Origin of the sequence: Telmatobacter sp. DSM 110680, assembly GCF_039994875.1 — a bacterium.
Taxonomy (GTDB): Bacteria; Acidobacteriota; Terriglobia; order Terriglobales; family Acidobacteriaceae; genus Telmatobacter.
In genome coordinates this window covers 4365998-4392459 of record NZ_CP121196.1, presented here as the reverse complement: position 1 = coordinate 4392459, position 26462 = coordinate 4365998, and the positions used below count along the sequence as shown (strand labels likewise).

Genomic DNA, 26462 nt, shown 5'->3' with positions numbered 1-26462 from the left:
AGTTGGGGCTCATTCACCAGTTTAGCTTGCCGGTGCGTCGGGTAGCGAGTGTGGTTGCCAGGAACGCAGGCGCAAACTGTTTGCTAGAACGCTAACGGAGCTAAGCGCCATAGCGGCCGCAGCAATCCAGGGGTTGATCAGAACATGAAACACCGGATAGAGTGCCCCCGCCGCGAGTGGGATACCGATGACGTTGTAGGCTGCGGCCCACATCAGGTTCTGCCGCATCACACCGACGGTAGCCTTGGCCAGATCGATTGCCGCGATGATTGCTGCCGGTTGCGCCCTTAACAGCACCACGTCGCCTGCTTCCTGTGCCAGGTCTGACCCACTTCCCATCGAGATACCGGCATCCGCCTGGGCCAGAGCGGCCGCGTCGTTGATTCCGTCGCCGACCATGGCAACGCGAAGGCGCTGCTGCTGCAACGAGCGGATGCGCGCGAGTTTGCCAGCTGGATCGAGCCCAGCTTCCACTTCTCCAATGCCTGCCTGATTGGCAATAGGTGCGGACGCTGCTGCCGAATCTCCGGTAAGCATCAGCACCCGCAGACCGCTGTTTCGAAGGGCAGCGACTGCGCTGCTGGCGTCGGGTCGCAGGGAGTCGCGCGCGTCGAAACATCCAATCGATTGATAGTCGAGAGCCATCCAGAGCCGGGTGACGCCGGGTCTCACCGGAGGAATGCTGTCCGGGAAGCGAATCGCCGACTCTTGGAATAGTGCCTCGTTTCCAAGCAGGCAGTTATAGTCTTCGACCCGTGCGGCGACTCCCCGACCCGGAATCACCACGACTTCCGACGCTGGTTCCCACTTGATCGAGCGTGCTCTGGCTGCATCGACTACCGCATGTGCGAGTGGATGGTTTGAACGCTCCTCGGCGGCAGCTGCCATGCGGAGGAGATCATCTTCGCTGTATCCCTTGACGGGACGCACGGCCTGCAATACAGGTCGGCCGATGGTCAGGGTTCCCGTCTTGTCGAGAACGATGGCGTTGAGATTGGAGAGCCGCTCCAGCGCTTCTCCGCCTTTGTAAAGCAGACCCAGTTGCGCAGCCCGCCCAACAGCGACGGTGAGTGCCGCCGGAACCGCGAGTCCCATGGCGCATGGGCATGCGATAACGAGCACCGAGACAGTACTGGCCAGTGCCATCGAAACAGAATGCGTCACAGTCATCCAGACGGCAAACGTTGCACAAGCGAGCACTAGAACAACCGGCACAAAGATAGAGCTGGCGCGATCGGCGAGTCGTTCAGTGGGTGCGCGCGACGACTGCGCCTGTTCCACCATGCGCGTAATTTGCGCGAGAACCGTATCTTCGCCGAGCGACTCTGCCTTGCAGGTGATGGCCCCGTCGTAGTTCAGAGAACCTGCCAGCACCCGGTCTCCAATTCCTCGGGCAAGTGGAGTAGCTTCTCCAGTCAGCATTGATTCATCGACACTGGTTTGACCCTCGACGATACTCGCGTCAACGGGAATGCGCTCACCAGGAAGCACCAGGATCTTGTCGCCAATGCGAACGTCTTCGAGTGATACAACCGTTTCGACACCGCCGGCAATGCGGCGAGCGGTGGCCGGGCGTAACCGGCTCAATGCGTGAACCGCAGCCAGAGCACGCCGCTTCGCGCGAGCCTCCAGCGCTTTGCCGAGAAGCAAAAATCCAATAATCAGCAGAACTGCATCGAAATAAACCTGGCGGTCCGGTGCCGGAAAGATTGTGGCGTAAGCCGAATACAAAAAGGCCACTCCGGTTCCCAGGCTTACCAGGGTATTCATGTTGGTGCTTCCATGCTGTAAGCCGCGGGCCGCTGCAATGTAAATATCGCGACCTGCCCACACCATCAAGAGCCACGTAACTGTCATCAGGCCCCAGCGAATATAGTCCGGCTGTAATTGGTAGAGCCAGGGCATCAGGCCCATTAGAAAATGATCGACTGGACCCATTTCTGAACCAAGCGGCATGGCCAACAACATGGCAATTCCGCCGGCAATCAGGGTCGCCGCGGCTTTTGCTTCGGCTTTGCCGTAGGAACTTTCTGATTTTTCGGCAACAGATCCTCCGGGATGAGGAAGAACGGCGTCGTAGCCGGAACTGCGAATAGACTCGATCAGGCGTTGTGGCGACGCCTCGCTCGGATCGAAAACGATGCTAGCTCGATTGGCCATCAGGTCAACATGCGCAGAAACTACCCCGGCTGTGGACTGTAGAGCACTCTCCACGTGGTGCTGGCAGGAGGCACACGTCATCCCAATGACCGGTAGTGAAATAGACTCTGTGGCGGATGAAGCCATCTTGCTGCTTATTGCTCCAATCGTGCGCTGAATCCAGCCTTGGCAAGAGCAGCTATGGCTGCATCGACAGGCGGGTTGTCAGCGGCCGACTTCAATCTGGCCGCCCCGATGCGGACCTCCTGCACCTCTACGTCGCCTGTCGTGTTCAGTGCCTGGGTTACACGCCTGACGCACGAGCCACAATGCATTCCATCGATGTGCAACACGAACTCCGCCATGATGCTCTCCTGATAGCTTTGATGATACTCGCGTTCATTCGATGCATACCCGCAAGAAGTTGATCCGAGTGACTTTATCTGGTTACGCAAGTGACGCGCCGCGATCTATGGTAGAAAGCAGACAAGGTGCCAAAATCTCTAAATCGTGAATTTCCGGACGCGCCGATTATCGGCGTGGGAGCAGTTGTCGTCGACCAAGGCCGTGTCCTGCTGGTGCAGAGGGGTCGTGAACCCTTGAAAGGGAAATGGTCGCTACCCGGCGGGATGCTGGAACTGGGCGAGTCGCTAACCGGCGGTGTGGTGCGCGAGATCCAGGAAGAAACGGGCCTGACCGTGGAGGTCCTGGAACTCATAGAACTGCTTGATCGCATCTATAGAGAAACGGGTCCGGAAGGCGAACGCGTGCGCTATCACTACGTAATCGCAGATTATCTTTGCCGGGTGGTCGGGGGAGTCTTGCAGGCTGCTTCCGATGCCGATGCAGTCCGCTGGGTTGAGCGTGCCGAGTGGAACAGTCACAGCGCGCTGGCACTTGATCCCATTACGGTGCGGGTGATTGAAGCTGGGTGGCAGCGTGCCAAGACTTTATCTTTTACCAAACAGGAGCCAAGTTGAAGCGCCTGGCAAAATGGTTCGTATTCGTTTTTCTGGCACTCGTCATCACCCTGGGATTGGCATTCTGGCTGCGTCCTCTCAGTGTCTTTCGCGTCTTCAACAAGGGGCAGATGTATTTCATCGGCGCGCGCAGCAACTACATCGATTTGGGCGAAATTCGTGTCCACTACTACACTCTTGGACCTGCCGACGGTTCGGTTGTGGTTCTTGTCCATGGTCTGGGCGGACGCTCTGAGGATTGGGAAAAGCTGGCGCCTTACCTCGCAAGGGCAGGCTATCGCGTATACCTCCCCGACTTGCCGGGTTACGGCGAGAGTGATAAGCCTGCGGATTTTTCCTACTCCGTCAGAGACGAAGCAAAAGTGGTTACGAGCTTTTTCGATGCTCTTGGACTTAAGCAGGTGGATCTCGGCGGCTGGTCGATGGGCGGATGGATCGTGCAGCTTGTAGCCGCGGAACATCCGGAACGAATTCGCAGATTGATGCTGTTTGACAGCGCAGGTCCCTATGTAAAGCCGGACTGGGACATCAAGCTGTTCACGCCAGTTTCTCCGGCAGAGCTCGAAAAATTCGACGCACTACTGATGCCTCATCCGCCACGACTGCCAAGGTTCGTCGCGGAGGACATACTCCGCACGTCGCGTGAACATGCATGGATCATTCATCGCGCCATCGACTCGATGCTGACCGGACGCGATACCACGGACGCTCTTTTACCCACTCTCAAGATGCCCGTGTTGCTTGTGTGGGGCGACGTTGATCAGATCACTCCATTGAGCGAAGGCCAGAAGATTCACCAGCTCATTCCGCAGTCGCGGATGAATATCATCCCCGGCTGCGGTCATCTTGCGCCCAATGAGTGCGCCGGCCAGATCGGTCCAGGAATGGTCAGTTTCCTGAAGCAGTAGCACTGGTATGCCGAGTATCCGCGAGACTCAGTGTCGATGAGACTCAAAAGCAAAAAAAGGGCGAAGCCCATTGGCCTCGCCTTTTTCCAATTGCAGACTCCTTAGAAGCTGATGCGCGCGCTCAACTGAATCTCACGGCCCGGTGATGAAACCTCGGTGATGCTGCCGAAGCTCGATGTATTCACGAACCGATTCGGCGTGCCGAGGTTGGTGTGGTTCAGTGCGTTAAAGAACTCCGCTCGAGCTTCGAAGCGAGCTTTTTCAGCCATTGGGAATTCACGAACAAGTCCTAGATCCATGGTTTGCATTCCAGGTCCGTAGACAGAATTGCGACCCGAATTCCCGTAAGTGTAGGCGGCGGGAGCGGCAAACGCACTCGGGTTGAACCATGTTGTGGAGTTGCGGGTTCCGGACGCAAAGACCTTCTGTCCCGTAACGTTGGCGCGAATGGGATTTTCTCCGACAACCGTTCCGGCATTGGCAGTGTCGCCAAAGACTGAGATGGTCAGCGGGAATCCGGTTTGAGCCTGGAATACCATTGAACCTCTCCAATCGCGGCTGAGTGCCTGCATCAGGTGGTTCGTACCCATGGCATGAGAGCTATACACGGCGCTGAGCGCGAAGCGGTGCTTCACATCGCAGCCGGGCCCTTTCTCCGCGTTCAGGTCGTCGTTGTTTTGCGGCGTTGCTGCCTCAAACATTGGCGACCGAAAATCCGGCGCATTTTCCAGCGACTTCGCAAACGTGTAATTCGCAAGAAAGCTCAGGCCGTTCGAATATCGCTGACGCACGTTCACGTATCCCGCGTCATACCAGCTTTGTGATGTGTTCTCAAGCAGGTTGATCGTGCTTACCGGAAAAGTAGAGCTGGCAACGTTAACGCCTGCCGGGAATACCGTGTTGGCCACGAAGCTGATCTTGGGGTGTGGCCGCCGCGGCTGAATCAAGCCTGGGCCCGGCTCGGCATTATTGATCAAGTGTGAACGCTGCAGGTGGAATCCACCGGCTCCCAGATATCCGAGTTCGACAGTCGTCGCTTTGCCGACCTGCTTTTCTAGCGACGTGCTCCACTGCTGAATGTATTGCGCCGGCGCATGCAGTTGCACAGATGTGAAGCTCACGACGCTGGTGCCCAGCACAGGGGCAGGGAAGTTCAATGTATTGATGCTCGGCAGATAGGGATCGCTCTGCGAAGTGAGCGGGAAGACATACGGCACATTGTGGCGCTGATTGCACCAGGTATTCATATCTACGGGCGTATAGAAAATGCCGTAGGCCACATGCGCAACCACGCCGAGGTGCGGAATGCTTTGTGCCAGGCCAAGTCGCGGAGCAAAATTGGTGTGATTGGCATACATCAGGCCTTTGGGATATCCGTTTTGCCCGCCGATGAAAACCTGTGGTGTGCCGCTGCTGAGATCAAGATTGCTGTTGGTGTAGCGAATATCGACCAGAGGGCTCATGAATTCGTAGCGCACCCCGTAGGTCAACGTTGTTGTCGTAGTCAAACGCCATGAATCCTGTGCGTATCCGTCGGCGTACCACTGCCGCAGATCCATCTGGGGAACGCCGGCCTGGCCCTGCCGCGCTGCCGGAAGCCCAAGCTCAAAGCTGGCAAGTGCAGATCCTGTGCCATCGTTCAGCGCATCCTGAGTCGTGAATCCATTGGTGAACTGGTAGTAGCCGCGGTTCTGGAAGAAGCCCCACATCGGCCAGATGAAGTCACGATACGATCCTCCGAACTTTGCGCTGTGCCTTCCGATCTGCCAGTTCAACGTGTCGCGACCTTCGATCACCGTGTCCCAGGCATGCATCGGAGTCGCGATGTAGTTGTCGCCCATCGGCGTATATCCCTGCACGTTGAAGTAAGGCGCGCCCCATGCAGCGGGTCCACCAAAGCCGGTGCCAGTGATACCTAATTCGGTAACGATATCGTTTCTGTTGGCGCTTTCAGTACTATGCATCATCGTGAGACGCGAAATCGCCCCGGACGCCGAATTTACTAGCTGCGATGAGAAGACGTGGTTCCAGGCAAGGATTCCGTTCTGTGCGAGGTCGTCGTGGTAAAAGCCGAAACCTGGAAGCCCTTCCGGCATGAAACCGAATTCGCCCGCACCGGAGTAGCGGAAGTAGGCAAGATCGCCGTTCCCGAAATTGTGATCGATGCGGACAGTGCCCTGGTCATCGTTCATACGCTGCTTGCGCAGGTCCAGATAATTGTTAGCATCATTGCCCGCACCGACCACCGTGGGCTGTCCCATCATCGTCATTGAACCCATGTCCATGGTGTTGGGCTGGGGCGTGTATTTGTTCAGCATGATTGAGGCAGCCTGAGTGAGACGGCTCGGCGGGATTACATTCAACACGCCGTTATATTCAAACTGCTGGCGGATGTACTGCGGGTTTGACTTGCTGACAGGCAGACTCGGGTTAAAGCTTGGATTGGCCTGCGTGGTCGCCGGATCGTAGATGTTTACGCCGCTCTGGCTGAAGTCGCCCGTAGCTTCAGCAGCGGTAGGGACGGTGTCAACCATGGCCATGGTCTCGACATTGCGCAGTCCTTCGTAATTGACGAAGAAGAAGGTCTTGCCGGTGTGCCATACCGGGCCGCCCACCGATGCGCCAAAGTTGTTCTGCACCAGGAAATTCGACATGCCCATGTCATTGAACGAGTGGGCATCCATGTCGCCGTTCCGCAGAAATTCATACACAGTTCCATGGAGATGCGCTGTTCCCGAGCGCGTGACGATATTGATCTGGCCGCCGCCCGCACCACCCATGTCCGCCGCATAGCTGCCTGTTTGCACCTGGAACTCCTGCACCGCATCGGGCGAGGCGCTCAGGTTTTGGGTGCTGAAAGTCGGGTCAGTATTTGTCGCACCGTCGAGCAGAAAGTAGTTTCCATTAGGGCGGCTACCGCCAATGCTCACTGCTGAACGCTGGCCGGGGCGCCAATAGAGAGGATTCATGTCGCCCGTCGCAGCCCCATGGCTCACGTGAGCGCCAGGAACCGTAAGAACGAGATCGATCAGCATGCGGCCGTTTAGGGGGAGGGAATCGACTGAATGCTGATCGACGACTTCTCCAACGCTTGCGTCCTGCGTCTTGAGAAGTTCGCCCGAAGCTGCAACGGTAACGGTCTGGGATTCTTTGTTAACGCGCAAAACAACGTCAAGCGTTGCCTGCTGTCCAACTTCGAGGTCGATGTTTTCTTCTGATTGTGCGAAGCCTTGGCTGTCAACTTTGAGCGAGTATGCGCCTGGCTGCAATCCTGCGATCTCGTAGAGTCCGGTCGCATTTGAAACAACTTCGCGTGCAGCGCCAGTACTGGTTTCGCTCAGATGAATATGTGCGCCCACCACGGCATGATGCTGAGGATCGAAGATGGACCCGCGCACAACTGCGTAGTTGCTCTGTGCCTGGGCTGTGACGAAGGCTGTGAAAAGGCAGAGTAAAACTATGGACGATTTGCGCAACTTGACTCTCCTAAGTGATGGAACTCGGGTGCCCGCGAGATAGGGAAATTATTTCTGAAGTCGCGGTGCAGCTGTTATGAGCTTTGGTGTGCCTGATGAATTGCAAGCATCAGAGAAGTTGGCGCTTAGGCTACTTCGAGAATGAGGCTTCAAGTCGTCACGAGCATCGGAGGAAGGTTGGGCAAGACCCTCCACCCTTCGGTTGACCGCCTGCAAAAAGGCCACCCCATTGCAGAGTGGCCTTTTCGAAGAAAAAGAAATTTGAGAAGCTAGACGCCGATTACAGCGCATAGCTCCTTTACCGCCGCCGCGCTCTTCTTCAGCGCCGCGTCTTCTTCAGGCGTGAGCTTGATCTCGATGATCTTTTCGAGTCCCGCCGCCCCCAGTTTGCAAGGCACGCCAATGTAGAATCCCTCGATTCCGTACTCGCCATTGAGGTATGCGGCACAGGGCAAGATCTTCTTCTTGTCCTTGAGGATGGCTTCGACCATCTCTACGGCGGCCGCGGAAGGCGCGTAGTACGCACTGCCAGTCTTAAGATGCTTTACGATTTCGGCACCCCCGTCGCGCGTGCGCTGGATAAGTTGCTCGAGCCGGTCAGGTGCAAAGAGTTCCGTGATCGGGATGCCGGCCACCGTCGAATAGCGGGCCAGCGGTACCATCGTATCGCCGTGGCCGCCCAGCACAAACGCCGTCACGTTTTCGACACTCACCTTGAGCTCTTCAGCAATAAACGTCCTGAAGCGTGCAGAATCCAGAACCCCAGCCATGCCGATCACACGCTCGCGGTTGAAGCCTGCCTGCCGGTACGCTGCCTGCGCCATAGCATCCAGAGGATTCGAAACGATGATCAGAATGCACTCGGGTGACTGCGCCACCACTTTCGCTACCACATCCGACATGATCTTGAAGTTCGTGTGCAGCAGGTCGTCGCGGCTCATGCCCGGCTTGCGCGGAATGCCAGCTGTGATAATCACGATGTCTGAATTAGCAGTTGCCGCATAGTCGTTTGCACCGATGACGTGCACATCGCGCTTTTCAATCGGCATGGCCTCAAGCAGGTCCAACGCCTTGCCCTGCGGTACGCCTTCAACAACATCAATCAGCACTACGTCGGCCAATTCCTTCGCCGCAATCCAGTGTGCTGCCGTGGCGCCCACGTTACCGGCACCGACAATACTTACTTTTTTCCGCATCCCTATTCTCCTGGTGGAGAGTGACTGTTCACTGTCCACTGATCACTGTTGACTGTCTTTACATGTTTCCAATGATGCGCGTAGCAAACTCGCTGGTGCCCACCTTCGTGGCTCCTGCCGTCTGCCGCTCGAAGTCGTACGTCACGAACTTCTGCTGGATCGTCTTTTCCATGGCGTTTTCAATCATCTTGGCGGCTTCTTTCCAGCCGATGAAGTCGAGCATCATCACGCCAGAAAGAATCACCGAGCCGGGATTGATGACGTCCTTATCCGCGTACTTTGGTGCGGTGCCATGCGTCGCTTCAAAAACTGCATAGCCGTCGCCGATGTTTGCGCCCGGTGCGATACCAAGTCCGCCTACCTGCGCGGCAGCTGCGTCGGAAATATAGTCTCCATTCAAGTTGGTAGTGGCGAGAATGCTGTAGTCGGAGGGCCGGATGATGATCTGCTGGAAGATTGAGTCGGCGATGCGGTCGTTGATCAAAATCTTGTTCTTCCACGCGCCGTTGCCGTGTGTCTTCCCGATGGAATCGAGGACGCCCTTGATCTCGGCGTAGAGAGAATCGCGAAACTCCTGATTGCCGAATTCAAGACCCGGCTCTATCAACGCGGCATTCTCTTCGACGGTGATATTCGGATTGGCATCGACGTTACCGAGGATCCAGCTTTCCCGTTCTGTAACCGTCTGGTCACGGAACTCTTCGACTGCAACCTCGTACCCCCACTCGCGGAATGCGCCCTCGGTGAACTTCTGAATGTTTCCTTTGTGCACCAGCGTAACGGTCTTGCGCCCCGTCTCGAGCGCCTGGCGAATGGCGTACCGCACCAGCCGCTTAGTCCCGAAGATCGAGATTGGCTTGATGCCGACCCCGGAGTCGGAGCGTATTTTCTTCTTGCCGCCCTTTAACAGGTCGTCATTGATGAATGAGATGATGCGGCCTGCATCTGCGGAGCCCTGCTTGAACTCGATACCGGAATATACGTCTTCGGTGTTCTCGCGGAAGATCACAATGTCGACCTTTTCTGGATGCTTCACCGGGCTGGGAACGCCTTGGTAGTACTTAACAGGGCGAACGCAGGAGTAAAGGTCGAGCAGCTGGCGCAACGCTACATTCAGAGAACGAATTCCGCCACCCACCGGAGTGGTCAGCGGTCCCTTGATGGAAACCCGCAAATCGCGTGCAGCGCCTACCGAATCATCGGGGAGCCAAGTATTGAACTGGCGGAATGCCTTTTCTCCAGCAAAGATCTCAAACCACTTGATATGGCGTTTCCCGCCGTAAGCCTTCTCCACGGCAGCATCGAAAACCCTCTGCGAGGCCTTCCAGATGTCGCGACCGGTGCCGTCGCCTTCAATAAAAGGGATGATGGGGTTGTCGGGAACCTGGTATTGGCCGTGACTGTACTCAATAGGCTGGCCGTCTTGCGGCAATTCCAGCCCGTTATAGGTCTTTTGCATTTTGTTTACGGAGTTCCTTCCCTCGAGACGCTGTAAGGAAGGCTAACACCCGCAATTTACAGATGGCAACGGCATCAGGGTGATGCAGAAAGCGCGACGACTTAAGGGCTCACACGCACTCAACGCAATCGTGCGAGGAGACAACGAACTGACTTTGGAGCCGCCAGTCACTGCCTATTGCGCCGGTGCGTCCTTGAAGTCTCCCGCGTCCAGTTTGGGAATGCCGAAGTGTCCGCGCAGATGCATCAGGTCAACCGGGCTCAAGTTGCCGGCCACGGTCACCAGCGTCAGGCTCCTCGGAGTCTCAGCCAGAACCACCGCGCCGCGCACGTTCATGCCGTCCAGTACAACCCACACGTCAGTAGTGCCGTTGTGCACTGGACTCCCCTTGTCCGAAGTGGTAACCACATGCTTCCATCCGCGCAGATGGTACGAGGCGCGAACCGCCGCAACCGCCCCTTCGTCGGGAATTCCAGCTTCGTTGAAACGCATGGTGTGCACGCTGACGCCGTCAAGCTTGTTCATTGCCTGCCGCGTTGGAGCGTCGGTGTCCGGCACCAACCCTGCCGCAATCCCAAGCATGGTCCTGTCCAGCGTGAAGTTCGACTTGACGGGAGCCGATAGGCTCAACTGCGCCAATGCCGGAGGAACCCATTCCAGCGGCACGGGATCCGCGTCGGGACGCGCAACTCTGACGGGGGGAGGGCCAGACGGAGCTACGTACTCTTGAGCGACAGCCAGCGCACAGCCCAACGTGGCGCTGAGCACAGTAATTCCGAAAAGAAGAGTCATCCTCATTCCTGCTCAAACTCCTCTGGCCGGGAAAAGTTCTGCGTTGCGCTCAAAAAAGCGCAAAATTGCCAAAGCGTTCGGGAGGAATTTTGGGTTGGCTTGTTTGTCCGCCCAGCTGCCATGGTGTGAACTGCGGATTAAATCGCTTGTGCACCCGTTTGAATCCTTCAAGATGCGATAAACTCAGGCGGGAACGTCCTGCAAAAATCAACGACCGCCAACCTCATGGAGGGGACATAGAAATTGGGAAAAAACATGGTTCCGAAGAAGCTTTTCTTCACCAAGGGTGTCGGCAAGCATAAGGAACGTTTAACTTCCTTTGAGCTCGCCCTTCGGGATGCCGGCATCGCTTCTCAGAACCTTGTCCGCGTCAGTTCGATCTTTCCGCCTCGTTGCAAAGTAATTTCCCGGAAAGAAGGGCTCAAGTATCTCGACCACGGCGAAGTCGTTTTTGCGGTCATTGCTGAGAACTCCACCCGCGAGCCGCACCGCCTTATCGTGTCGAGTATCGGCGTAGCCATCCCGGCTGATCGAGATACCTATGGTTATCTGAGCGAACACCACAGTTTCGGTGAGACCGAAGAGCAGGCGGGCGAATACGCAGAGGAACTGGCTGCAGAGATGCTGGCCACCACTCTGGATGTCGAATTTGATCCCGATACGAGTTGGGATAAGAAGAAGGAAATTTACCGTATTTCGAACAAGATTGTCCGCACCAGCAACGTGACCCAGTCCGCTGTGGGGGACAAGCGCGGGCTCTGGACCACGACCATTGCGGCAGCGGTTCTGATCCTCGAAGAATAGGCAACGATGCGGGAGTATGGAGGCCAATCCCGCTACCGGGGTTGGCCTTGCCGCGTGAAGCAATGAATGAAGAGCAGGAAGGGATCTATCTCGATATGGAACACGCCCGCAAATATAAAGTTGGCCTGGTGCAGATGCGGATGGGCCCGGACCCCGAGGCGAACCTTGAATCTGCCATCGCTCATGTCCGCGAGGCTGCAAGGCGTGGCGCCAACATCGTCTGCCTGCCAGAACTTTTCCGCGCACAATACTTCTGTCAGCGCGAAGATATCAAGCTCTTCGATCTTGCTGAACCGATCCCCGGACCTTCCACCACACGCCTTGCCGAAGTTGCTCGCGAAACCCGCGTCGTTATCGTCGCTTCGTTGTTTGAACGCCGCGCTCCCGGTCTTTATCACAACACCGCGGTCACCCTGGGCCAGGATGGCAACATCATCAGCGTCTACCGCAAGATGCACATCCCCGATGATCCTTTGTATTACGAAAAGTTCTATTTCACTCCGGGCGATTTGGGATTCAAGGCAGTGGACACCGCGTTCGGTCGCGTGGGCACATTGGTCTGCTGGGATCAGTGGTATCCCGAGGGCGCGCGCCTCACTGCATTGCAAGGCGCCGAGGTCCTGTTCTATCCAACTGCCATCGGTTGGCACCCGGCCGAGAAGGAAGAGTTCGGTTCGGCGCAATACGATGCCTGGCAGACCATCCAGCGCGCGCACGCCATCGCCAATGGAGTTTATGTTGCCGGAGTGAACCGGGTCGGCCACGAGAACGGCGACATTCGCGGCAATCGCGCCGCCGGGCTTGGCCTTGAGTTTTGGGGTGGAAGCTTTTTAGCCGATCCGTTCGGCCGCATCATCGCCAAAGCCTCGCACGAGGAAGAGGAAATCCTCATCGGGGAGATCGACCTCGCGCTTCTCGAAGACACCCGGCGGAACTGGCCGTTCCTCCGCGATCGCCGCATTGATGCCTACGCGCCCATCACTAGCCGCTTCCTCGATCCGGGTCTCGGTTCGCTGGTTGATGGAGACAGCAAGTAAGAATGTCCGCTCAGCCAGAACAGACGCCACGCGAACTCGGTTATCGTATGCCGGCCGAATGGGAGCCTCACCAGGCGACCTGGCTTGCATGGCCGCATAATCCCGAGGACTGGCCCGGTAAGTTTCAGGCGATCCCATGGCTTTATGCGGAGATTGTTCGCCTGCTCGCGATGCGGGAACAAGTTCATCTCCTCGTTCAGGACGAGAAGGAACAGCGACGCGCGACGAGCATCCTGCAGCGCGCTCACGTGAACCTCGACAACGTCGCCTTCCACCAGTGGCCGACTGACCGGGTGTGGACACGCGATTCCGGCCCAATCTTCGTCCGCAATGAGCAAGGTCAGGTTGCAATTACCAACTGGCATTTCAACGCCTGGGCCAAATATCCCGACTGGCACCTCGATGACCAGATTCCAGTACGCGCAGCCGAATTGCTCGGTCTTTCGGAGTGGCAACCCACTGTGGATATGGGAGAGGAGCAGCGAAGACTCGTCCTCGAAGGCGGCTCCATCGATACCAACGGACAAGGCGCCCTACTGACGACGGAAGAATGCCTGCTGAGCGAAGTGCAGCAGCGCAACCCCGGCGTCAGCCGAGAACAACTCGAGCAAGCATTTCACGACTATCTCGGCATCGAGCAAGTACTTTGGCTTGGTCGAGGAATTGCCGGCGACGACACGCACGGACACGTCGACGACATCACTCGATTCGTCGGTCCGTCCACCATCGTGACCGCCGTTGAGCCGAACACAAAAGACCCTAACCACGAACCGCTCGCCGAAAACCTCGCACGCCTCAAAGCGGCACGCACTTCTGAAGGCAAGCAATTCACGATCGTGGATCTGCCCTTGCCGCGGCCTGTGGTTTTTCGTAAACAGCGGCTCCCTGCCAGCTACGCCAACTTCTATATCGCCAACGGCCTCATACTGGTGCCCACTTTTCACGACCCCAACGACCGCATAGCGCTTGGCGTTCTGGCGGACCTCTTTCCGGGCCGCGAAGTCATCGGCATCCATGCCGTCGATCTCGTCTGGGGACTTGGCACGCTCCACTGCATGACCCAGCAACAGCCTGCGGTTTTACCATCGACGACATGATCTCCGATCTCGAAGCAATGCAAGCAGCACTTGCCGAAGCGCGTTTCGCTGGCGAAGCGGGCGAAGTGCCTATTGGAGCCGTCATAGTTCGCGAGGGTGAAATCATCGCGCGCGGTCAGAACAGCGTCATTTGCGGCAATGATCCGACAGCTCATGCAGAGATCATTGTTGTGCGAGAAGCGGCAATCAAACTCGGCAACTACCGTCTCAACGGATGCACGCTCTACGTCACGCTGGAGCCTTGCGCCATGTGTGCCGGAGCGATGATTCACGCGCGTATCGACCGCCTGGTTTACGCTGCCTCCGATCCCAAGGCGGGCGCATGCGGCTCTGCCCTGTCGGTGTTGAATCATCCGCAGCTCAACCATCAGATGAAGGTGGAGCAGGGAATACTCGCCGCAGAATCCGCAGAGTTATTGCGGAGCTTTTTCCGCGAGCGACGCTAGCTCCGCGTCAGCGCCTTGATGCGTTCTGCCTGCTCTGGCCATTTCGCTGCCAACTCTGCAAACGGCGCATTGTGGTAGTCGGCATAGTTGAAGCCTGGAACCACTGTGCACCCCAGGAGGGCCATCTGTCCGGTGCCAATCAGACGCATTCCTTGCCACACTCCAGCCGGAACCAGCACCTGCACATTCTCTCCAGCGCCCAAGTCTGATCCGAGAGTGTGAACCGAGGAGCGTCCATCAGGATTGAGTTGCAGCATCTCTACCGGATCGCCGAGATAAAAATGAAATATCTCATCGGACTCAAGCATGTGCATCTCTGAGAAGGTGCCCGGTTCCAGCAGGTAGTAGATTGCCGTACCCTGCGGGCGACTCCCCCTCCCCAACTCCACGTTGGCCGCTGCGGTATAGGTGCGCCGGAAGTGCCCGCCCTCCACCGGGTGCGGGTTGAGGTTGAGGAGATTCTTGATCTCGTCTGCGGTCACGGGAAAATGTTATCAGCCGGGCAAAGTAAAATGGAGATATGAAGGTGCAGGTTTACACGGCTGCCTGGTGCCGAGATTGCCGGGCGGCCAAGCAGTTTCTCGACTCCCACGGGATTGAATACACCGAGATCAATGTTGATCTTGATCCAGCGGCTTCTGATGAAGTGTTGCGTCACGTAGGCAAGCGAGCGATCCCTCAACTTGTAATCGACGGCGAGTGGTTTCAACCCTACAAGCCAGGTCGCGGCCTTCTTTACGATGAGCTGCACAAACGGTTCGGGATCCCACGCACCTGAGCCGCTTAACCTCGTACAATCAAGAGTTGGCGACGGCCATTAGCGATGGCCATTAGAGGAGCGTGCCCTTGATCAAGCGCTATACCCGCCCCGCGATGGGCCGCATCTGGACCGAGGACAACAAGTACCGCTGCTGGCTCCAGGTAGAGTCGGCGGCCAGTGCCGTTTTAGCTGAAGACGGCGTCATTCCCCAGTCTGCAGCCGACGCAATCGCGAAGAAAGCATCAGCCTCAGCCGAACGCATCCTCGAAATTGAAGCCGAGGTGAAGCACGACATCATCGCCTTCACAACTGCTGTCGCCGAAAGTCTAAAAGCTCAGGGTCTTGGCGAGGAATCCCGCTGGCTGCACTATGGCCTGACATCCAACGACATAGTGGACACGGCGCAGGCGTTGCAGGTTAAAGAAGCTTCAGCGCTCATTCACAAGGGAATTGAATCGCTGCTCACGGTCCTTAAGCGGAGAGCCCTTGAATTCAAGCACACTCCCACCATCGGCCGCACCCATGGGATACATGCGGAGCCCACCACCTTTGGTCTCAAGTTGCTGAACTGGTACGCCGAGATGCAGCGTAACCTCGCGCGTTTCCAGGCAGCAGCGGAAGACATGCGCGTCGGCAAACTGTCCGGCGCTGTGGGCACCTTCGGCCACCTCAAGCCTGAGCACGAAGAGCGCATCTGCGAACGACTCGGTCTCAAGCCCGCCCCCGTTGCTACCCAGGTCATCCAGCGCGACCGCCATGCGGCCTATATCGGGACTCTCGCCATTCTCGGCAGTACGCTCGACAAAATAGCCGTTGAGGTCCGCCACCTGCAGCGCACCGAGGTTCGCGAGGCGCAGGAGTACTTCAGCGAAAAGCAAAAGGGCTCCTCGTCCATGCCCCACAAGAAAAACCCCATCACCAGTGAGCAGATCAGCGGCCTCGCGCGCGTAATCCGCGGCAACTCTCAGGCCGCGCTTGAAAACATTCCGCTGTGGCACGAGCGCGACATCTCCCACTCGTCGGTCGAACGCGTCATCTTTCCCGACTCCACAATTCTGGCTGACTATCTCCTCGCCAAAACGACAGACCTGATCGATCGACTCCTCGTCTATCCCGAGCGCATGAAGAAGAACTTAGAATCGACCGGCGGCCTCATATTCTCCGGTCAGTTGCTGCTCGATCTCGCTGAAGCAGGCATGATGCGCGAAGATGCGTATCGTGTCGTGCAAGGCCACGCCATGCGCGCCTGGAAAGACGATCTGATCTTCCGCGATGAAGTAGCGAAAGACCCACAAATCACGACACTGCTCAGCAGCGACAAGCTCGCACGCACATTCGACTACATGCGCCAGCTTGGCAACGTTGATGCAATTTTCAAGCGGGTTCTCGGATAGTCATTCGCACTTCAACATTGTCAGTAGATTTCTGCCGGGCCTGATATCGTTTTTCCGCAGGAGAGGTCAATGAGACTTGTCATTTGCTTCCTCACTCTTTGTGCCAGTGTGCTGAGCTACAGTCAACAAACAACGCCGTCAGCACCGAATCCCCTCGACAACCTGTCGTTCATGAAAGGTGATTGGACAGGCAAACAGAACTTCGAGACCGGCGGTGGACCAGCAATGGTCGGAGAAGCTACCGATCGCATCGATATCGGGATCGCGGGCAAGTATTTGTGTGAGATGCTCTCCACAACTCTGCCGGGCCGCAAACCGACTGACACGCGCCACTTCATCTCCTACGACAAGCAATCAGGCAAGTACACCGCATGGTGGTTCAACGACACATCCACCCATCCGAGTGAACTTACCGGCGAACTTACCGGTAAAAAGCTAGTTTTGCTCAGCAGTTCCTCCGGCCCAGGTCCAGTGTTGCGCGCCACGTACGAAAGTCCATCGGATAACACCCTCACATTCCTGCTCGAAATGAAGCAGGGTGATTCCTGGACGAAGCTTTTTCTCACCACCTACAGCAAGAAGGCCGCCACTCAGCCGTAACACCACGAATCAAGGGAAGGGAAGTCAGACGTGGAAGCCCTCAATCTCACCGTTGCCATCACTGGCGCATCCGGCGCAGTCCTCGGTCGCGAATTGTTGCGCGCACTCGAGTCGGACGCACGCGTTGCTCATGTGCATTTTGTGGCATCTGAGAATTCGCTTCGCGTCATGGCGGAGGAACTCGGCATCTCCGGGCGCACCAATCTGCTGGAAAAATTGCTCGGTAATGTATCCACAAAGATCGTGCAGCACTCTGACAGCGACATCGGCGCGGCCATCGCCAGCGGCAGTCACCCATCCAACGGCATGATCGTCCTGCCATGCTCCATGGGCACACTGGCCAGCATCGCCAACGGGCTCGCCAACTCCCTCATCTCCCGTGCCGCCGACGTGACGCTGAAAGAGCGCCGTCCGCTCCTTCTGTGCGTGCGCGAGACCCCTTTCAATCGCATCCACCTGCGCAACATGACGCTGGCGGCTGAAGCCGGGGCGGTGATTTTCCCCGTGATTCCGGCGTTCTACAACAAGCCGGCCGACTCCACAGAAATGGCCCGCCAATTCACCTTTCGGGTGTTGGCACACATCGGCCTGCCGCAGCCGGGTGCCTACGTCTGGAAGGCTGAGGAGTAGCGGTAATGGCAATCGAGCCGCGACCGGCACCGGATGCAAAGCGCAAAGCGGCCGGTATCCTCGTGATCCTGTGCGCTGTAATTTCGCTCGGGCTTGTTCTCTGGGTCGGTCGTCATAACCATTCCGGCCTGCTGGCGCTGATGTTTGCAATTTGGGTAGAGACCCCATTTGTGGGCTTGATCTGGTTGGGCCGGATATCAGCGCGTTGGACAGCATCCTGGCAACAGTCCATGTACGCATTAATGCATGTCATCAGTCTGGCATCGGTTGCGATTTACGCTGCAGTGGCATTCCTGAAGCACCTCGCGAAGCCCGCGGCACCCTTTCTATTCATTCCCGCCGTGACTTGGATGGTCATCGCAGCGATATGGTAGACTGGTAGCACAAAGAAAAGGTCAGCGCAGTGACCGGTCATTTTTCAGTTGATACAGACCGACGATCCCGACTTTCTTGCGAGAATCGCCATCCAGTGGATGTGAATCGGCCGGTGATTATTTGACATCAGGTCGATCTTCCCGCGATACTGCCTTCAATGCTGAGCTCAGCGAATCACCGGATTGAGGTCATGGCCATGTGCATGTGTTGCGCATGCGGATCCATCCGTGTGGCTTCTGAGAGGCGAATGCGCTAGTCGCAACCGATCAAGAACCAGGCGGCCCGGATCCGAATCAGGATTCGGGCTTTCGCATTTTCGGGCTTGGGTGCGGTTCTTTTAAATCCCATCCCCGGCTACTCAATCCGATACCAAATTCCAAGGAGATCACGATGTCTGAAGAGAAGAAACAGCACCTCGCAACTCTCGCCGTTCACGCCGGCCAATCGCCCGACCCCGCCACCGGCTCACGCGCTGTCCCCATCTACCAGACCACTTCTTACCTGTTTCAGGACGCCGACCACGCCGGCCGCCTCTTCGCGCTCAAGGAATTTGGCAACATCTACACGCGCATCATGAACCCGACTACCGATGTCCTTGAAAAGCGCGTCGCGGCTCTCGAAGGCGGAGCAGCAGCTCTGGCAGTGGCTTCAGGGCAGGCCGCCGAGACACTCACCATCACCACCCTCGCTGCTGCCGGTGACGAGATCGTCTCCACCACCTCTCTTTACGGCGGTACCTACAATCTCTTTCACTACACGCTGCCACGGCTCGGCATCACTGTCCGTTTCGTCGACGCCGATGATTTCGATGGCCTGCGCGCAGCCATCAACTCGAAAACCCGAGCCGTCTATACCGAGACTCTTGGCAACCCCAAGCTCGACATCGCCGACATCGAGAAGCTGGCCGCAATCGCCCACGAAAACGGCTTGCCGCTCGTAATCGACAACACCTCCGCGTCCCCAGCCCTCGTCCGCCCCATTGAATGGGGAGCCGACATCGTGGTGAACTCCGCGACCAAGTTTCTAGGCGGCCACGGAACCACCATCGGCGGCGTTATTGTCGATGCCGGCAAGTTCGACTGGGCAGCTTCAGGCCGTTTCAAGGAGTTCTCGGCGCCCGATCCGTCGTATCACGGCCTCTCTTACACTGAGGCGTTTGGTCCGCTGGCCTTCATTCTCAAGGCCCGCATCCAGGGACTGCGCGATACCGGCGCCGCTCTTTCGCCGCACAGTGCGTTCCTTCTCCTCCAAGGCATTGAGACCCTCCACCTTCGCCTCGAGCGCCACTCGCAGAACGCCCTGGCAGTTGCCCGTCATCTTCAACAGCATCCCGGCGTTGAGTGGGTCAATTATCCCGGACTCGAGTCCAGCCCTTACTACACCCGTGCAAAGAAGTATCTTCCCAACGGCCAGAGCGCCCTCATCACCTTCGGGATCAAGGGCGGTTACGACGCGGGGAAGAAGTTTATCGATTCGCTGGAACTCTTCTCGCTTGTTGCCAATATCGGCGATGCCAAGTCGCTGGTAATTCATCCTGCGTCCACAACCCACCAGCAACTCTCCGTCGAGGAGCAGGTGGCAACTGGAGTTACGCCAGAACTCGTGCGCCTGTCAGTAGGCATCGAAGATATACGCGACATCGTTTCCGACCTCGACCAGGCCATCGAAATCGCAAACGGCCAAGCATTCTCAAGCGTTGCTGCTCATGCTGAGGTTCGTGCTGCACAATGAGTGTTATGACTGAAGCCGTTACCGGGTCGGGCTCAGCACCGACTCGGTCGCCCGCTCTTGAGCCGACGTACGAGGGCGACTTCGTGCTGGACCAGCACCTCATGCTGGAGAGCGGGCGCACGCTGGCGCAGGTCACGCTTCACTACGCCGTCTACGGACGCCTGAACGCATCCCGCGACAACGCCGTGCTTATCTGCCACGCATTGTCAGGTTCGGCCCGCGTAGGCGACTGGTGGCCGGAAATTTTTGCTCCTGGTGCCGTACTCTCTCTGGAACACGATTTCGTTATCTGCATCAACCTGCTCGGCTCCTGCTACGGCTCCACCGGGCCAGGCTCTGTCGATCCGGAGACCGGACTGGTTTACGGGCCGGATTTTCCGCTTGTCTCCATTCGCGACAACGTCCGCGCCCAGGCTCAACTTCTTGACTCGCTCGGTATTCGTCGGTTGCGCCTCATTCTTGGAGGTTCGATCGGCGGCATGCAGGCAGTGGAATGGGCTATCCACGATCCGTCTCGCGTAGAGCGTGCAGCCATCATTGCGGTGGCTCCGTTATCGGCGATGGGTCTCGCTCTGAATCACCTGCAGCGCCAGGCGATCCAGAACGACCCCGATTGGGACAGCGGCTACTACCTGCCTCAACGGCCGCCTCGCCTCGGGCTATCGCTTGCCCGACAGATCGGCATGCTCAGCTACAAATCCGCTGGCTTGTTCGACGATCGTTTCTCCCGCAATCCCAACCGCAACGGCGAAGATCCCTGGAGACTAGACGATCATGGCGGAGGGCTGGTGGGTGGCCGCTTCGACATCGCCGGCTACCTCGATCATCAGGGGCAACGGTTCATCCAGCGCTTTGACGCCAATTCGTATCTGGCTATCCTCCGCACCATGGATACCTGGGATCCGCTGAATGGATATATCTCGCCAACAGAGGCATTCAGCGCCATCCGCGCACGCCTTACATTCATCGGCATCAGTTCCGACTGGCTGTTTCCGGCCGAGTCCGTTCGTGACTTCGCAGGCCTCATTCGCTCCACCGGAGTTCCTGCCGAGTATCGCGAGATGAACAGTTCCCATGGCCATGACGCCTTTCTCGCTGAACAGGCTGAATTGGTCCGCCTCCTGCAGTGATCCGTTCATCGGTCTGAACGCGTTCCTGTAACATTCAGGAAACACTTTTGCTGGATTCGGTGTCTAAGCGTTTATGCGATGGCTGAGGGGGTTCGGCTGTCGGTACCCCGCAGGGAGGCAGAAAGATTCCCGCACTTCTCTCAATCAGAGACATGTCAAACCTTGGACCGGCGCGTCGCCTCCTGGCAGAGCAGGCAACACCCCAACCGCGCCTTTATTTCGGTCGTCGAAATCTTTGTCGAAACAGGTGCCTTGTCACATTGGGCAGGGCTTTCTATAATCCCCTCAATACCGCATTGGACATCGTGGGAATGTCTATCCGTTCAAAACAGAAAAATTGCGCATCAAAACGGACAGACAAAACCGCGAGCGAGTGCTTGAGTACCGATTACACTTCCGCATCTCCCAGGAGCACTGAATGAAGAAGTTTGTCTTTGCATCTGCGATTGCGCTGGCGAGCTTAAGCCTCGTTCCCGCATATAAGCTGCATGCGCAGGATCCATCCACGATTCAAATCAAGGATCCCGCCGAATACAACGCCTATCAAATGGCCACCACACAGACCGATCCTAAGCAGAAGGCTGCACAGATTGAAGACTTCCTCACTAAGTATCCGCAGAGTGTAGTCAAGAAGACCATGCTCGATATGCTCATCGATGCATATCAGGCGGCCGGGGATATGGATCATGCCTTGAGCGCATGCACTCGTATGCTGCAGGTCGACCCCAGCAATCTGAAGGCGATCTACTTCTCGGTATTCGTGAAGAAGGGCCAATGCGCCAAGACGTCCGATCAGCAGACTTGCGATGATGCTGCTGCCTTGGCCCAGAAGGGCCTGGCCGCAACCAAGCCTGCGGGCATGTCTGACGATGATTTCAAAAAGCAGACCGCTGCAACTGCGCCATTTTTCCATTCGGCAATCGCTGTCGATGACATGGTTGCGAAGAAGGATCCTGCGTCTGCCGTCGAAGAGTACCGCAAAGAGCTCATGATGTACGCGCCGGAGGATACCACAAAGGGCGCAGCTCTTGGGGACACTCTCCAGATGGCGCTGGCCTACGTCAAACTGCAACTTGTAGATGCGCAGGCCGCCAGAGATGCCGATGCCAAGGCAAAGGCGACTCCCGGAGATGCGACTCTGACTGCGGCAGCCAAGGCCGCCGATGACAAGGCTGGTCAGGATTACGTGCAGGCTGTATGGTTCTTCGCCCGCGCCTGGAACTTTGCTCCGGCAAACTACAAAAGCCAGATTGAGCCCCAGCTGGAGTATTACTACAAGAAGTACCACGGCGACCTCACCGGTCTCGATGCCGTAAAGACCCAGGCCGCCGCCACCCTTTTCCCGCCGGGAACACTCGTCATCACCAAAGCCAAGACTCCTGAAGAGCAGATCCACGACTTGCTGGCAACGACAGCGGATCTGAATAGCCTGGCTCTTGCGGATAAGGAAACTGTTCTCTCCGTCGGCAGCAAGGAAGACGCTGACAAACTGTGGGCACTCCTGCAGGGTAAGGAAACGCCTGTCCCAGGCACCGTGATCGAATCCAGCGCAAGCCAGATCAAAGTGGCTGTGACCCAAGACTCCAAGGACGCGAAGACAGCTGACTTCATCGTCAACATGAAGGAGCCATTGGCGGAGAAGGAAATCCCTGCTGTCGGTTCAGAGCTCAAGCTGTTGAAAGATGGCGGCCCTGAGGTCGATGGAACCTACGATACTTACACCCAGGTCCCAGCATCTGCAGCCGCTGCTGCAAGTGCGCAGATCGTGCTGAAGGACGGCATCCTGCAGACCGCAAAGAAGGCGCCTGCCCATAAGCCGGCCGCCGCCCACCACACCACAACGCATAAGCCAGCACAATAGTTCGCCGGTGCTCCTGGCGGATCGAGGGCAGCCCCTGACAAGGCTGCCCTTCCTGTTTCAGGGCCCCAATCGCCCCCGATGATAACCTTGAGAAAGCATGTTGCCGTTCCGCATTTCCCCCACCCGGCTGACCTCAACCCTACTAGTGGTCGCTCTCTGCCTTTGCAGAGGCCTGTCTGGACAAAGTCAAAGCTCAAAGCACGAAAGAACGGTGCCTGCTTCCACAGAGTCGAAGCCGTTTCCAACTGCCGCGACACGAAAAACGCCCGTCTACACCGTTGAATTTCGATCGGCCGATCAGTTAACCCAACAAGATCGCCTCCTGCTCGCGGACGCCGAATCTTCGATCGCCGAGCACGCAGGATTCGCTGGCCTCGAATATCAACAAAGTAACTGGAACTATCGTCAGATCGTCTGCCCGAGCTTCCCGAACCATCTCTTTCTGCAGTACACGCGCACCAACGGCGTCGGCGATACGACCGTTTTTTCTGCATCGATTCCACGCAATGGAGAGGGTCGGGTTCGGATCGTTCCCATCCTTAAACGCGGCTACTCCCTGTTCTCTCCCGCTCCCATCAATGCGCTGACGATCTCCGCCTTCAACCGTATCCGCGCCGAAGAAGGCGAACCCGCCAATGCGGATTGGCTTGGCAATGCCCTCTGCTACGCAGCGCTTGCCGGTTCACAGCCGCAGATTCTTCCTGCCGATGCGGAGCCTGCAGTACACAAGCCGATCCCCGCACTCAACGCGGCAATGGATGTCCAGACACAGGCGCATGGGATGGAACTGATCCGCTTCGACGACGCAGCCTCACGTCCGCATTCCATGGAGTGGACGATGACTTTCACTCATCAGGGGAAGCTGATCAAAGCCACGCACAAGCCAGCCTCAATGGAGTCTGCAAATCCCGTACCGCAGAAGTCGGCTGTCGCACGAAGCTGGCAGGTCCCGCCATCAGGCCAAAACTAATACGCGGTCTTCAGATTCAACACTGTCATTCCGAGTAACCAAACGGGAACCGAAATCTTCGGTTGAAGGTTCAGAGCGGGGACAAACTTGGGCGGGAAGTATCATCTCAATCATGCCTCGGTTACTCCCCAAGCATGATCCGCTGAATCGATGATGCGCGACCGGTAGCGGGATCGCAAGTGATCAGTGCCGCGCACATTTTGGGGTTACCCTTTGCTGCTTCGAACTTGCCCGGCATTCCGGTAAGAAACCGGTGCAGCACAAGCTCCTTCTCCACGCCGATCACGCTGTCATAAGGGCCGCTCATCCCCACGTCCGTCTGATACGCGGTACCGCCCGGCAAGACGCGCTCATCGGCGGTAGGAATATGCGTATGCGTGCCCAGTACCGCCGTCACTCGCCCATCGAGGTGCCAGCCCATTGCAACTTTTTCGCTGGTGGCCTCACCATGAAAATCCACCACGATCACTTTGGCCTTGATGTTCTCCAGCAGATCATTGGCCGCATTGAAAGGGTCGTTGGTGCCGTTCATGAACACCTTGCCCATCAGGTCAACGACCGCGAACTCTACGCCGCTATTTGTCGTACCTTCAAAAACGCCATAGCCGGGCAATTTGGGAAGCATATTCGCCGGCCGCAAAACCCGCCGCGCACGATCTTGGCTGTCCGCCGGCACAGAGCTCAAATAATCCAGCAACTCGCGCTTGTCCCAGACGTGATTGCCCGTGGTGAGCACGTCTGCACCCAGGTCAAACAGCTCCTCGGCAATCTGCGGCGTTACTCCAAAACCGCCCGCGGCATTCTCCGCGTTGATCACCGTGAGCTCAACGTTATGCGCCTCGCGCACATGGCCGATGTGCTCGCGTACGATCCTGCGCCCCGCGCTGCCAAAAATGTCGCCCACAAAAAGAATATTCAAAACTGCTCCTGGCGCCTGGCGTCCGAAATAAAAGTTGGCGGTGTCATTCTGAACGAACGGGGCTCCGAAAGTTTCTCAGTTCGGGGGTGGCGAGCGAAAAATCCGTTTTCGTCCAGAGCGCTACGGCGTTGCGACTCTTCATTGTTCACTGTCCACTACGTTCCGCATCAGCGGGAACAGGATCACATCCCGAATCGACTTCGACCCAGTCATCAGCATCGTAAGGCGATCGATGCCGATGCCTTCCCCACCCGTGGGCGGAAGTCCGTACGCAAGCGCCCGAACATAATCCTCATCCATCTGATGCGCTTCATCGTCGCCGCGGTCGCGCTCTTTGAGCTGCTCTTCAAAACGCTTGTGCTGCTCCAGAGGATCGTTCAACTCGCTGAACGCATTCCCAAGCTCGAATCCGCCCGCGTAGATTTCAAACCTCTCCACCCATTCGGGATCATCCGGCTTCTGCTTAGACAGAGGAGAAATAGCAGTCGGAAACTCATAGATGATCGTTGGTTGGACTAAATGCTCTTCAGCGACGACTTCGAAGATGCTGGCAATCGTCTTGCCTGCAGGCTCTCCCACTTTGAAATCGAGACGCGCCCCGTTCGCACGGAGCTTTTGCACCAACTCGACGAGTGTTACTTCACTTGCAAAATCACTGAACTGCGGAGGTTCTCCGGCCTCCACTGGCCAGAACTTGATGATCGCCTCCCTCATGGTCAGCTTCTCGACCTTAGCGAAGTCCAACTGCGCGCCATTGAACTCCGTCACCGTCGTTCCGTTCACTTCAAGCGCAACGAACTTCAGCAGATCGATCGTCAGCTGCATCATGTCTTCGTAGTTCGCATACGCCTGGTAAAACTCCAGCATCGTGAACTCGGGATTGTGCTGGGTGCTCACTCCTTCATTGCGGAAGTTGCGATTGATCTCGTACACGCGATCAAGTCCACCCACCACCAGCCGCTTCAGGTAAAGCTCCGGCGCAATGCGCAAGAACAAGTCCATATCCAGTGCGTTGTGATGCGTCTTGAACGGCCGCGCATTGGCTCCGCCGGCAATCGTCTGCATCATTGGCGTTTCCACTTCGAGATAATCGCGCTCATCAAAGAAGCGCCGCAACGCCCGCAGCACCTTGGCCCGTTTCACAAATACTTCGCGCGCATCCAAGTTCGAAAACAGATCGACATACCGCTGCCGGTAGCGCAACTCGACATCGGCCAGACCGTGGAATTTTTCTGGAAGAGCCAGCATTGCCTTCGACAGGAACGTCAGCCGCTCCACGTGAACTGAGAGTTCTCCGGTCCGGGTGCGGAAGAGATATCCACTCGCCCCAATGTGGTCTCCCAGGTCGAGCAGCTTGTAGAGCGCCCATCCCAATTCGCCAACGGCATCCAGGCGCACGTAAATCTGCAGCCGTTCACCGCCCTGCTGCAGCGTCGCAAATCCTGCCTTTCCCATCACGCGGATCGCCATGATACGCCCGGCGATGGTCACGGTTACCCGGTCCGTGTCCAGCGCCTCCGCCGTCGTCTCGCCCCACTTTGCACGGATCTGCGGAATCGTATGCGAGGCAGGGAACTGGTTGGGATAGACAGCCTGCCCCAGTTTTTCGATCTCCGCCAGCTTGCCCCTGCGCAACTCAAAAAGATTGCGCTCAAATTCCGAATCAAACACGGTTCCTACCTTCGTCGTTTCAATGAGTTCTAGTGGTCAGTATATCGTTCGCGAGCCTGCTTCACGCGCGACAGTCGACCGAGGCTT

Annotated in this window: 24 protein-coding genes; 15 read left to right on the top strand and 9 right to left on the bottom strand. The window is 57.2% G+C overall.

The features are described from left to right. Positions 1 to 21: 21 nt before the first annotated feature. On the bottom strand, positions 22 to 2286 hold the full coding sequence (locus tag P8935_RS18095) for a heavy metal translocating P-type ATPase (RefSeq protein WP_348261702.1): 2265 nt from the start codon (positions 2284 to 2286) through the stop codon (positions 22 to 24). A gap of 8 nt (positions 2287 to 2294) precedes the next feature. After that, the gene (locus P8935_RS18090) at positions 2295 to 2504 is read right to left on the bottom strand and encodes a heavy-metal-associated domain-containing protein (RefSeq protein WP_348261701.1); all 210 of its coding nucleotides are present in this window, start codon (positions 2502 to 2504) and stop codon (positions 2295 to 2297) included. Between the two features lie 126 nt (positions 2505 to 2630). On the opposite strand from P8935_RS18090, the gene P8935_RS18085 reads away from it, so the two are divergent. Both P8935_RS18085 and P8935_RS18080 read left to right on the top strand, forming a co-directional pair. Beyond that, entirely contained in the window at positions 2631 to 3119 is a 489-nt protein-coding gene (locus P8935_RS18085) for an NUDIX hydrolase (RefSeq protein ID WP_348261700.1), read from the top strand. Next, a complete protein-coding gene (locus tag P8935_RS18080) occupies positions 3116 to 4027 on the top strand; it encodes an alpha/beta hydrolase (protein ID WP_348261699.1) in 912 nt (303 codons plus the stop codon). Before P8935_RS18085 ends, P8935_RS18080 begins: the two co-directional genes overlap by 4 nt. A 101-nt stretch (positions 4028 to 4128) precedes the next feature. Here P8935_RS18080 and P8935_RS18075 read toward each other — a convergent pair whose 3' ends face one another. The 4 genes from P8935_RS18075 to P8935_RS18060 all read right to left on the bottom strand — a co-directional run bounded on the left by P8935_RS18075 (position 4129) and on the right by P8935_RS18060 (position 10950). After that, positions 4129 to 7503 (bottom strand): carboxypeptidase-like regulatory domain-containing protein, encoded by a 3375-nt coding sequence (locus tag P8935_RS18075; protein WP_348261698.1) that lies wholly within the window; start codon positions 7501 to 7503, stop codon positions 4129 to 4131. A gap of 269 nt (positions 7504 to 7772) precedes the next feature. After that, positions 7773 to 8699, bottom strand: a complete 927-nt coding sequence (gene mdh, locus P8935_RS18070; RefSeq protein ID WP_348261697.1) for a malate dehydrogenase — start codon at positions 8697 to 8699, stop codon at positions 7773 to 7775. Positions 8700 to 8757: 58 nt separating this feature from the next. Continuing rightward, positions 8758 to 10158, bottom strand: a complete 1401-nt coding sequence (locus tag P8935_RS18065; RefSeq protein WP_348261696.1) for an NADP-dependent isocitrate dehydrogenase — start codon at positions 10156 to 10158, stop codon at positions 8758 to 8760. A gap of 174 nt (positions 10159 to 10332) precedes the next feature. Further along, a complete protein-coding gene (locus P8935_RS18060) occupies positions 10333 to 10950 on the bottom strand; it encodes a DUF4252 domain-containing protein (protein WP_348261695.1) in 618 nt (205 codons plus the stop codon). A 255-nt stretch (positions 10951 to 11205) separates the two neighbouring features. On the opposite strand from P8935_RS18060, the gene P8935_RS18055 reads away from it, so the two are divergent. From P8935_RS18055 to tadA, 4 genes are all read left to right on the top strand, one after another. Beyond that, complete coding sequence (locus tag P8935_RS18055; RefSeq protein ID WP_348261694.1) at positions 11206 to 11754, top strand: arginine decarboxylase, pyruvoyl-dependent; 549 nt, start codon at positions 11206 to 11208, stop codon at positions 11752 to 11754. A gap of 62 nt (positions 11755 to 11816) precedes the next feature. Further along, positions 11817 to 12791, top strand: a complete 975-nt coding sequence (locus tag P8935_RS18050; protein ID WP_348261693.1) for a carbon-nitrogen hydrolase — start codon at positions 11817 to 11819, stop codon at positions 12789 to 12791. Between the two features lie 2 nt (positions 12792 to 12793). Beyond that, positions 12794 to 13888, top strand: coding sequence for an agmatine deiminase family protein (locus P8935_RS18045; RefSeq protein WP_348261692.1), 1095 nt, complete (start codon positions 12794 to 12796; stop codon positions 13886 to 13888). Next, positions 13885 to 14334, top strand: a complete 450-nt coding sequence (tadA, locus tag P8935_RS18040; RefSeq protein WP_348261691.1) for a tRNA adenosine(34) deaminase TadA — start codon at positions 13885 to 13887, stop codon at positions 14332 to 14334. The genes P8935_RS18045 and tadA overlap by 4 nt, the downstream gene beginning before the upstream one ends. Here the strand turns inward: tadA and P8935_RS18035 are convergent. After that, entirely contained in the window at positions 14331 to 14816 is a 486-nt protein-coding gene (locus tag P8935_RS18035) for a cupin domain-containing protein (protein ID WP_348261690.1), read from the bottom strand. The genes tadA and P8935_RS18035 overlap by 4 nt on opposite strands. A 38-nt stretch (positions 14817 to 14854) precedes the next feature. On the opposite strand from P8935_RS18035, the gene P8935_RS18030 reads away from it, so the two are divergent. The 9 genes from P8935_RS18030 (at position 14855) to P8935_RS17990 (ending at position 23785) form a co-directional block, all read left to right on the top strand. Then, a complete protein-coding gene (locus P8935_RS18030) occupies positions 14855 to 15112 on the top strand; it encodes a glutaredoxin family protein (RefSeq protein ID WP_348261689.1) in 258 nt (85 codons plus the stop codon). A 68-nt stretch (positions 15113 to 15180) separates the two neighbouring features. Continuing rightward, positions 15181 to 16488: an adenylosuccinate lyase gene (gene purB, locus P8935_RS18025; protein ID WP_348261688.1), complete on the top strand. Its 1308-nt coding sequence runs from the start codon at positions 15181 to 15183 to the stop codon at positions 16486 to 16488. Positions 16489 to 16557: 69 nt separating this feature from the next. Then, positions 16558 to 17088: a DUF1579 family protein gene (locus P8935_RS18020; protein ID WP_348261687.1), complete on the top strand. Its 531-nt coding sequence runs from the start codon at positions 16558 to 16560 to the stop codon at positions 17086 to 17088. Positions 17089 to 17118: 30 nt separating this feature from the next. Further along, positions 17119 to 17718 carry a UbiX family flavin prenyltransferase gene (locus P8935_RS18015; RefSeq protein WP_348261686.1) on the top strand — a complete coding sequence of 200 codons (600 nt, stop codon included), beginning with the start codon at positions 17119 to 17121 and terminating at the stop codon, positions 17716 to 17718. 5 nt (positions 17719 to 17723) lie between these two features. Further along, on the top strand, positions 17724 to 18092 hold the full coding sequence (locus P8935_RS18010; RefSeq protein WP_348261685.1) for a hypothetical protein: 369 nt from the start codon (positions 17724 to 17726) through the stop codon (positions 18090 to 18092). 391 nt (positions 18093 to 18483) lie between these two features. Then, positions 18484 to 19824: a homocysteine synthase gene (locus tag P8935_RS18005; RefSeq protein ID WP_348261684.1), complete on the top strand. Its 1341-nt coding sequence runs from the start codon at positions 18484 to 18486 to the stop codon at positions 19822 to 19824. Then, complete coding sequence (gene metX / locus P8935_RS18000) at positions 19821 to 20954, top strand: homoserine O-acetyltransferase (protein ID WP_348261683.1); 1134 nt, start codon at positions 19821 to 19823, stop codon at positions 20952 to 20954. Before P8935_RS18005 ends, metX begins: the two co-directional genes overlap by 4 nt. Positions 20955 to 21372: 418 nt before the next feature. Next, the gene (locus tag P8935_RS17995; protein ID WP_348261682.1) at positions 21373 to 22815 is read left to right on the top strand and encodes a hypothetical protein; all 1443 of its coding nucleotides are present in this window, start codon (positions 21373 to 21375) and stop codon (positions 22813 to 22815) included. A 211-nt stretch (positions 22816 to 23026) separates the two neighbouring features. Next, entirely contained in the window at positions 23027 to 23785 is a 759-nt protein-coding gene (locus P8935_RS17990) for a hypothetical protein (RefSeq protein WP_348261681.1), read from the top strand. A gap of 121 nt (positions 23786 to 23906) precedes the next feature. Here P8935_RS17990 and P8935_RS17985 read toward each other — a convergent pair whose 3' ends face one another. Both P8935_RS17985 and lysS read right to left on the bottom strand, forming a co-directional pair. Further along, positions 23907 to 24704, bottom strand: a complete 798-nt coding sequence (locus P8935_RS17985) for a TIGR00282 family metallophosphoesterase (protein WP_348261680.1) — start codon at positions 24702 to 24704, stop codon at positions 23907 to 23909. Between the two features lie 138 nt (positions 24705 to 24842). Further along, positions 24843 to 26375, bottom strand: coding sequence for a lysine--tRNA ligase (gene lysS / locus P8935_RS17980; protein ID WP_348261679.1), 1533 nt, complete (start codon positions 26373 to 26375; stop codon positions 24843 to 24845). Positions 26376 to 26462: the final 87 nt, after the last annotated feature.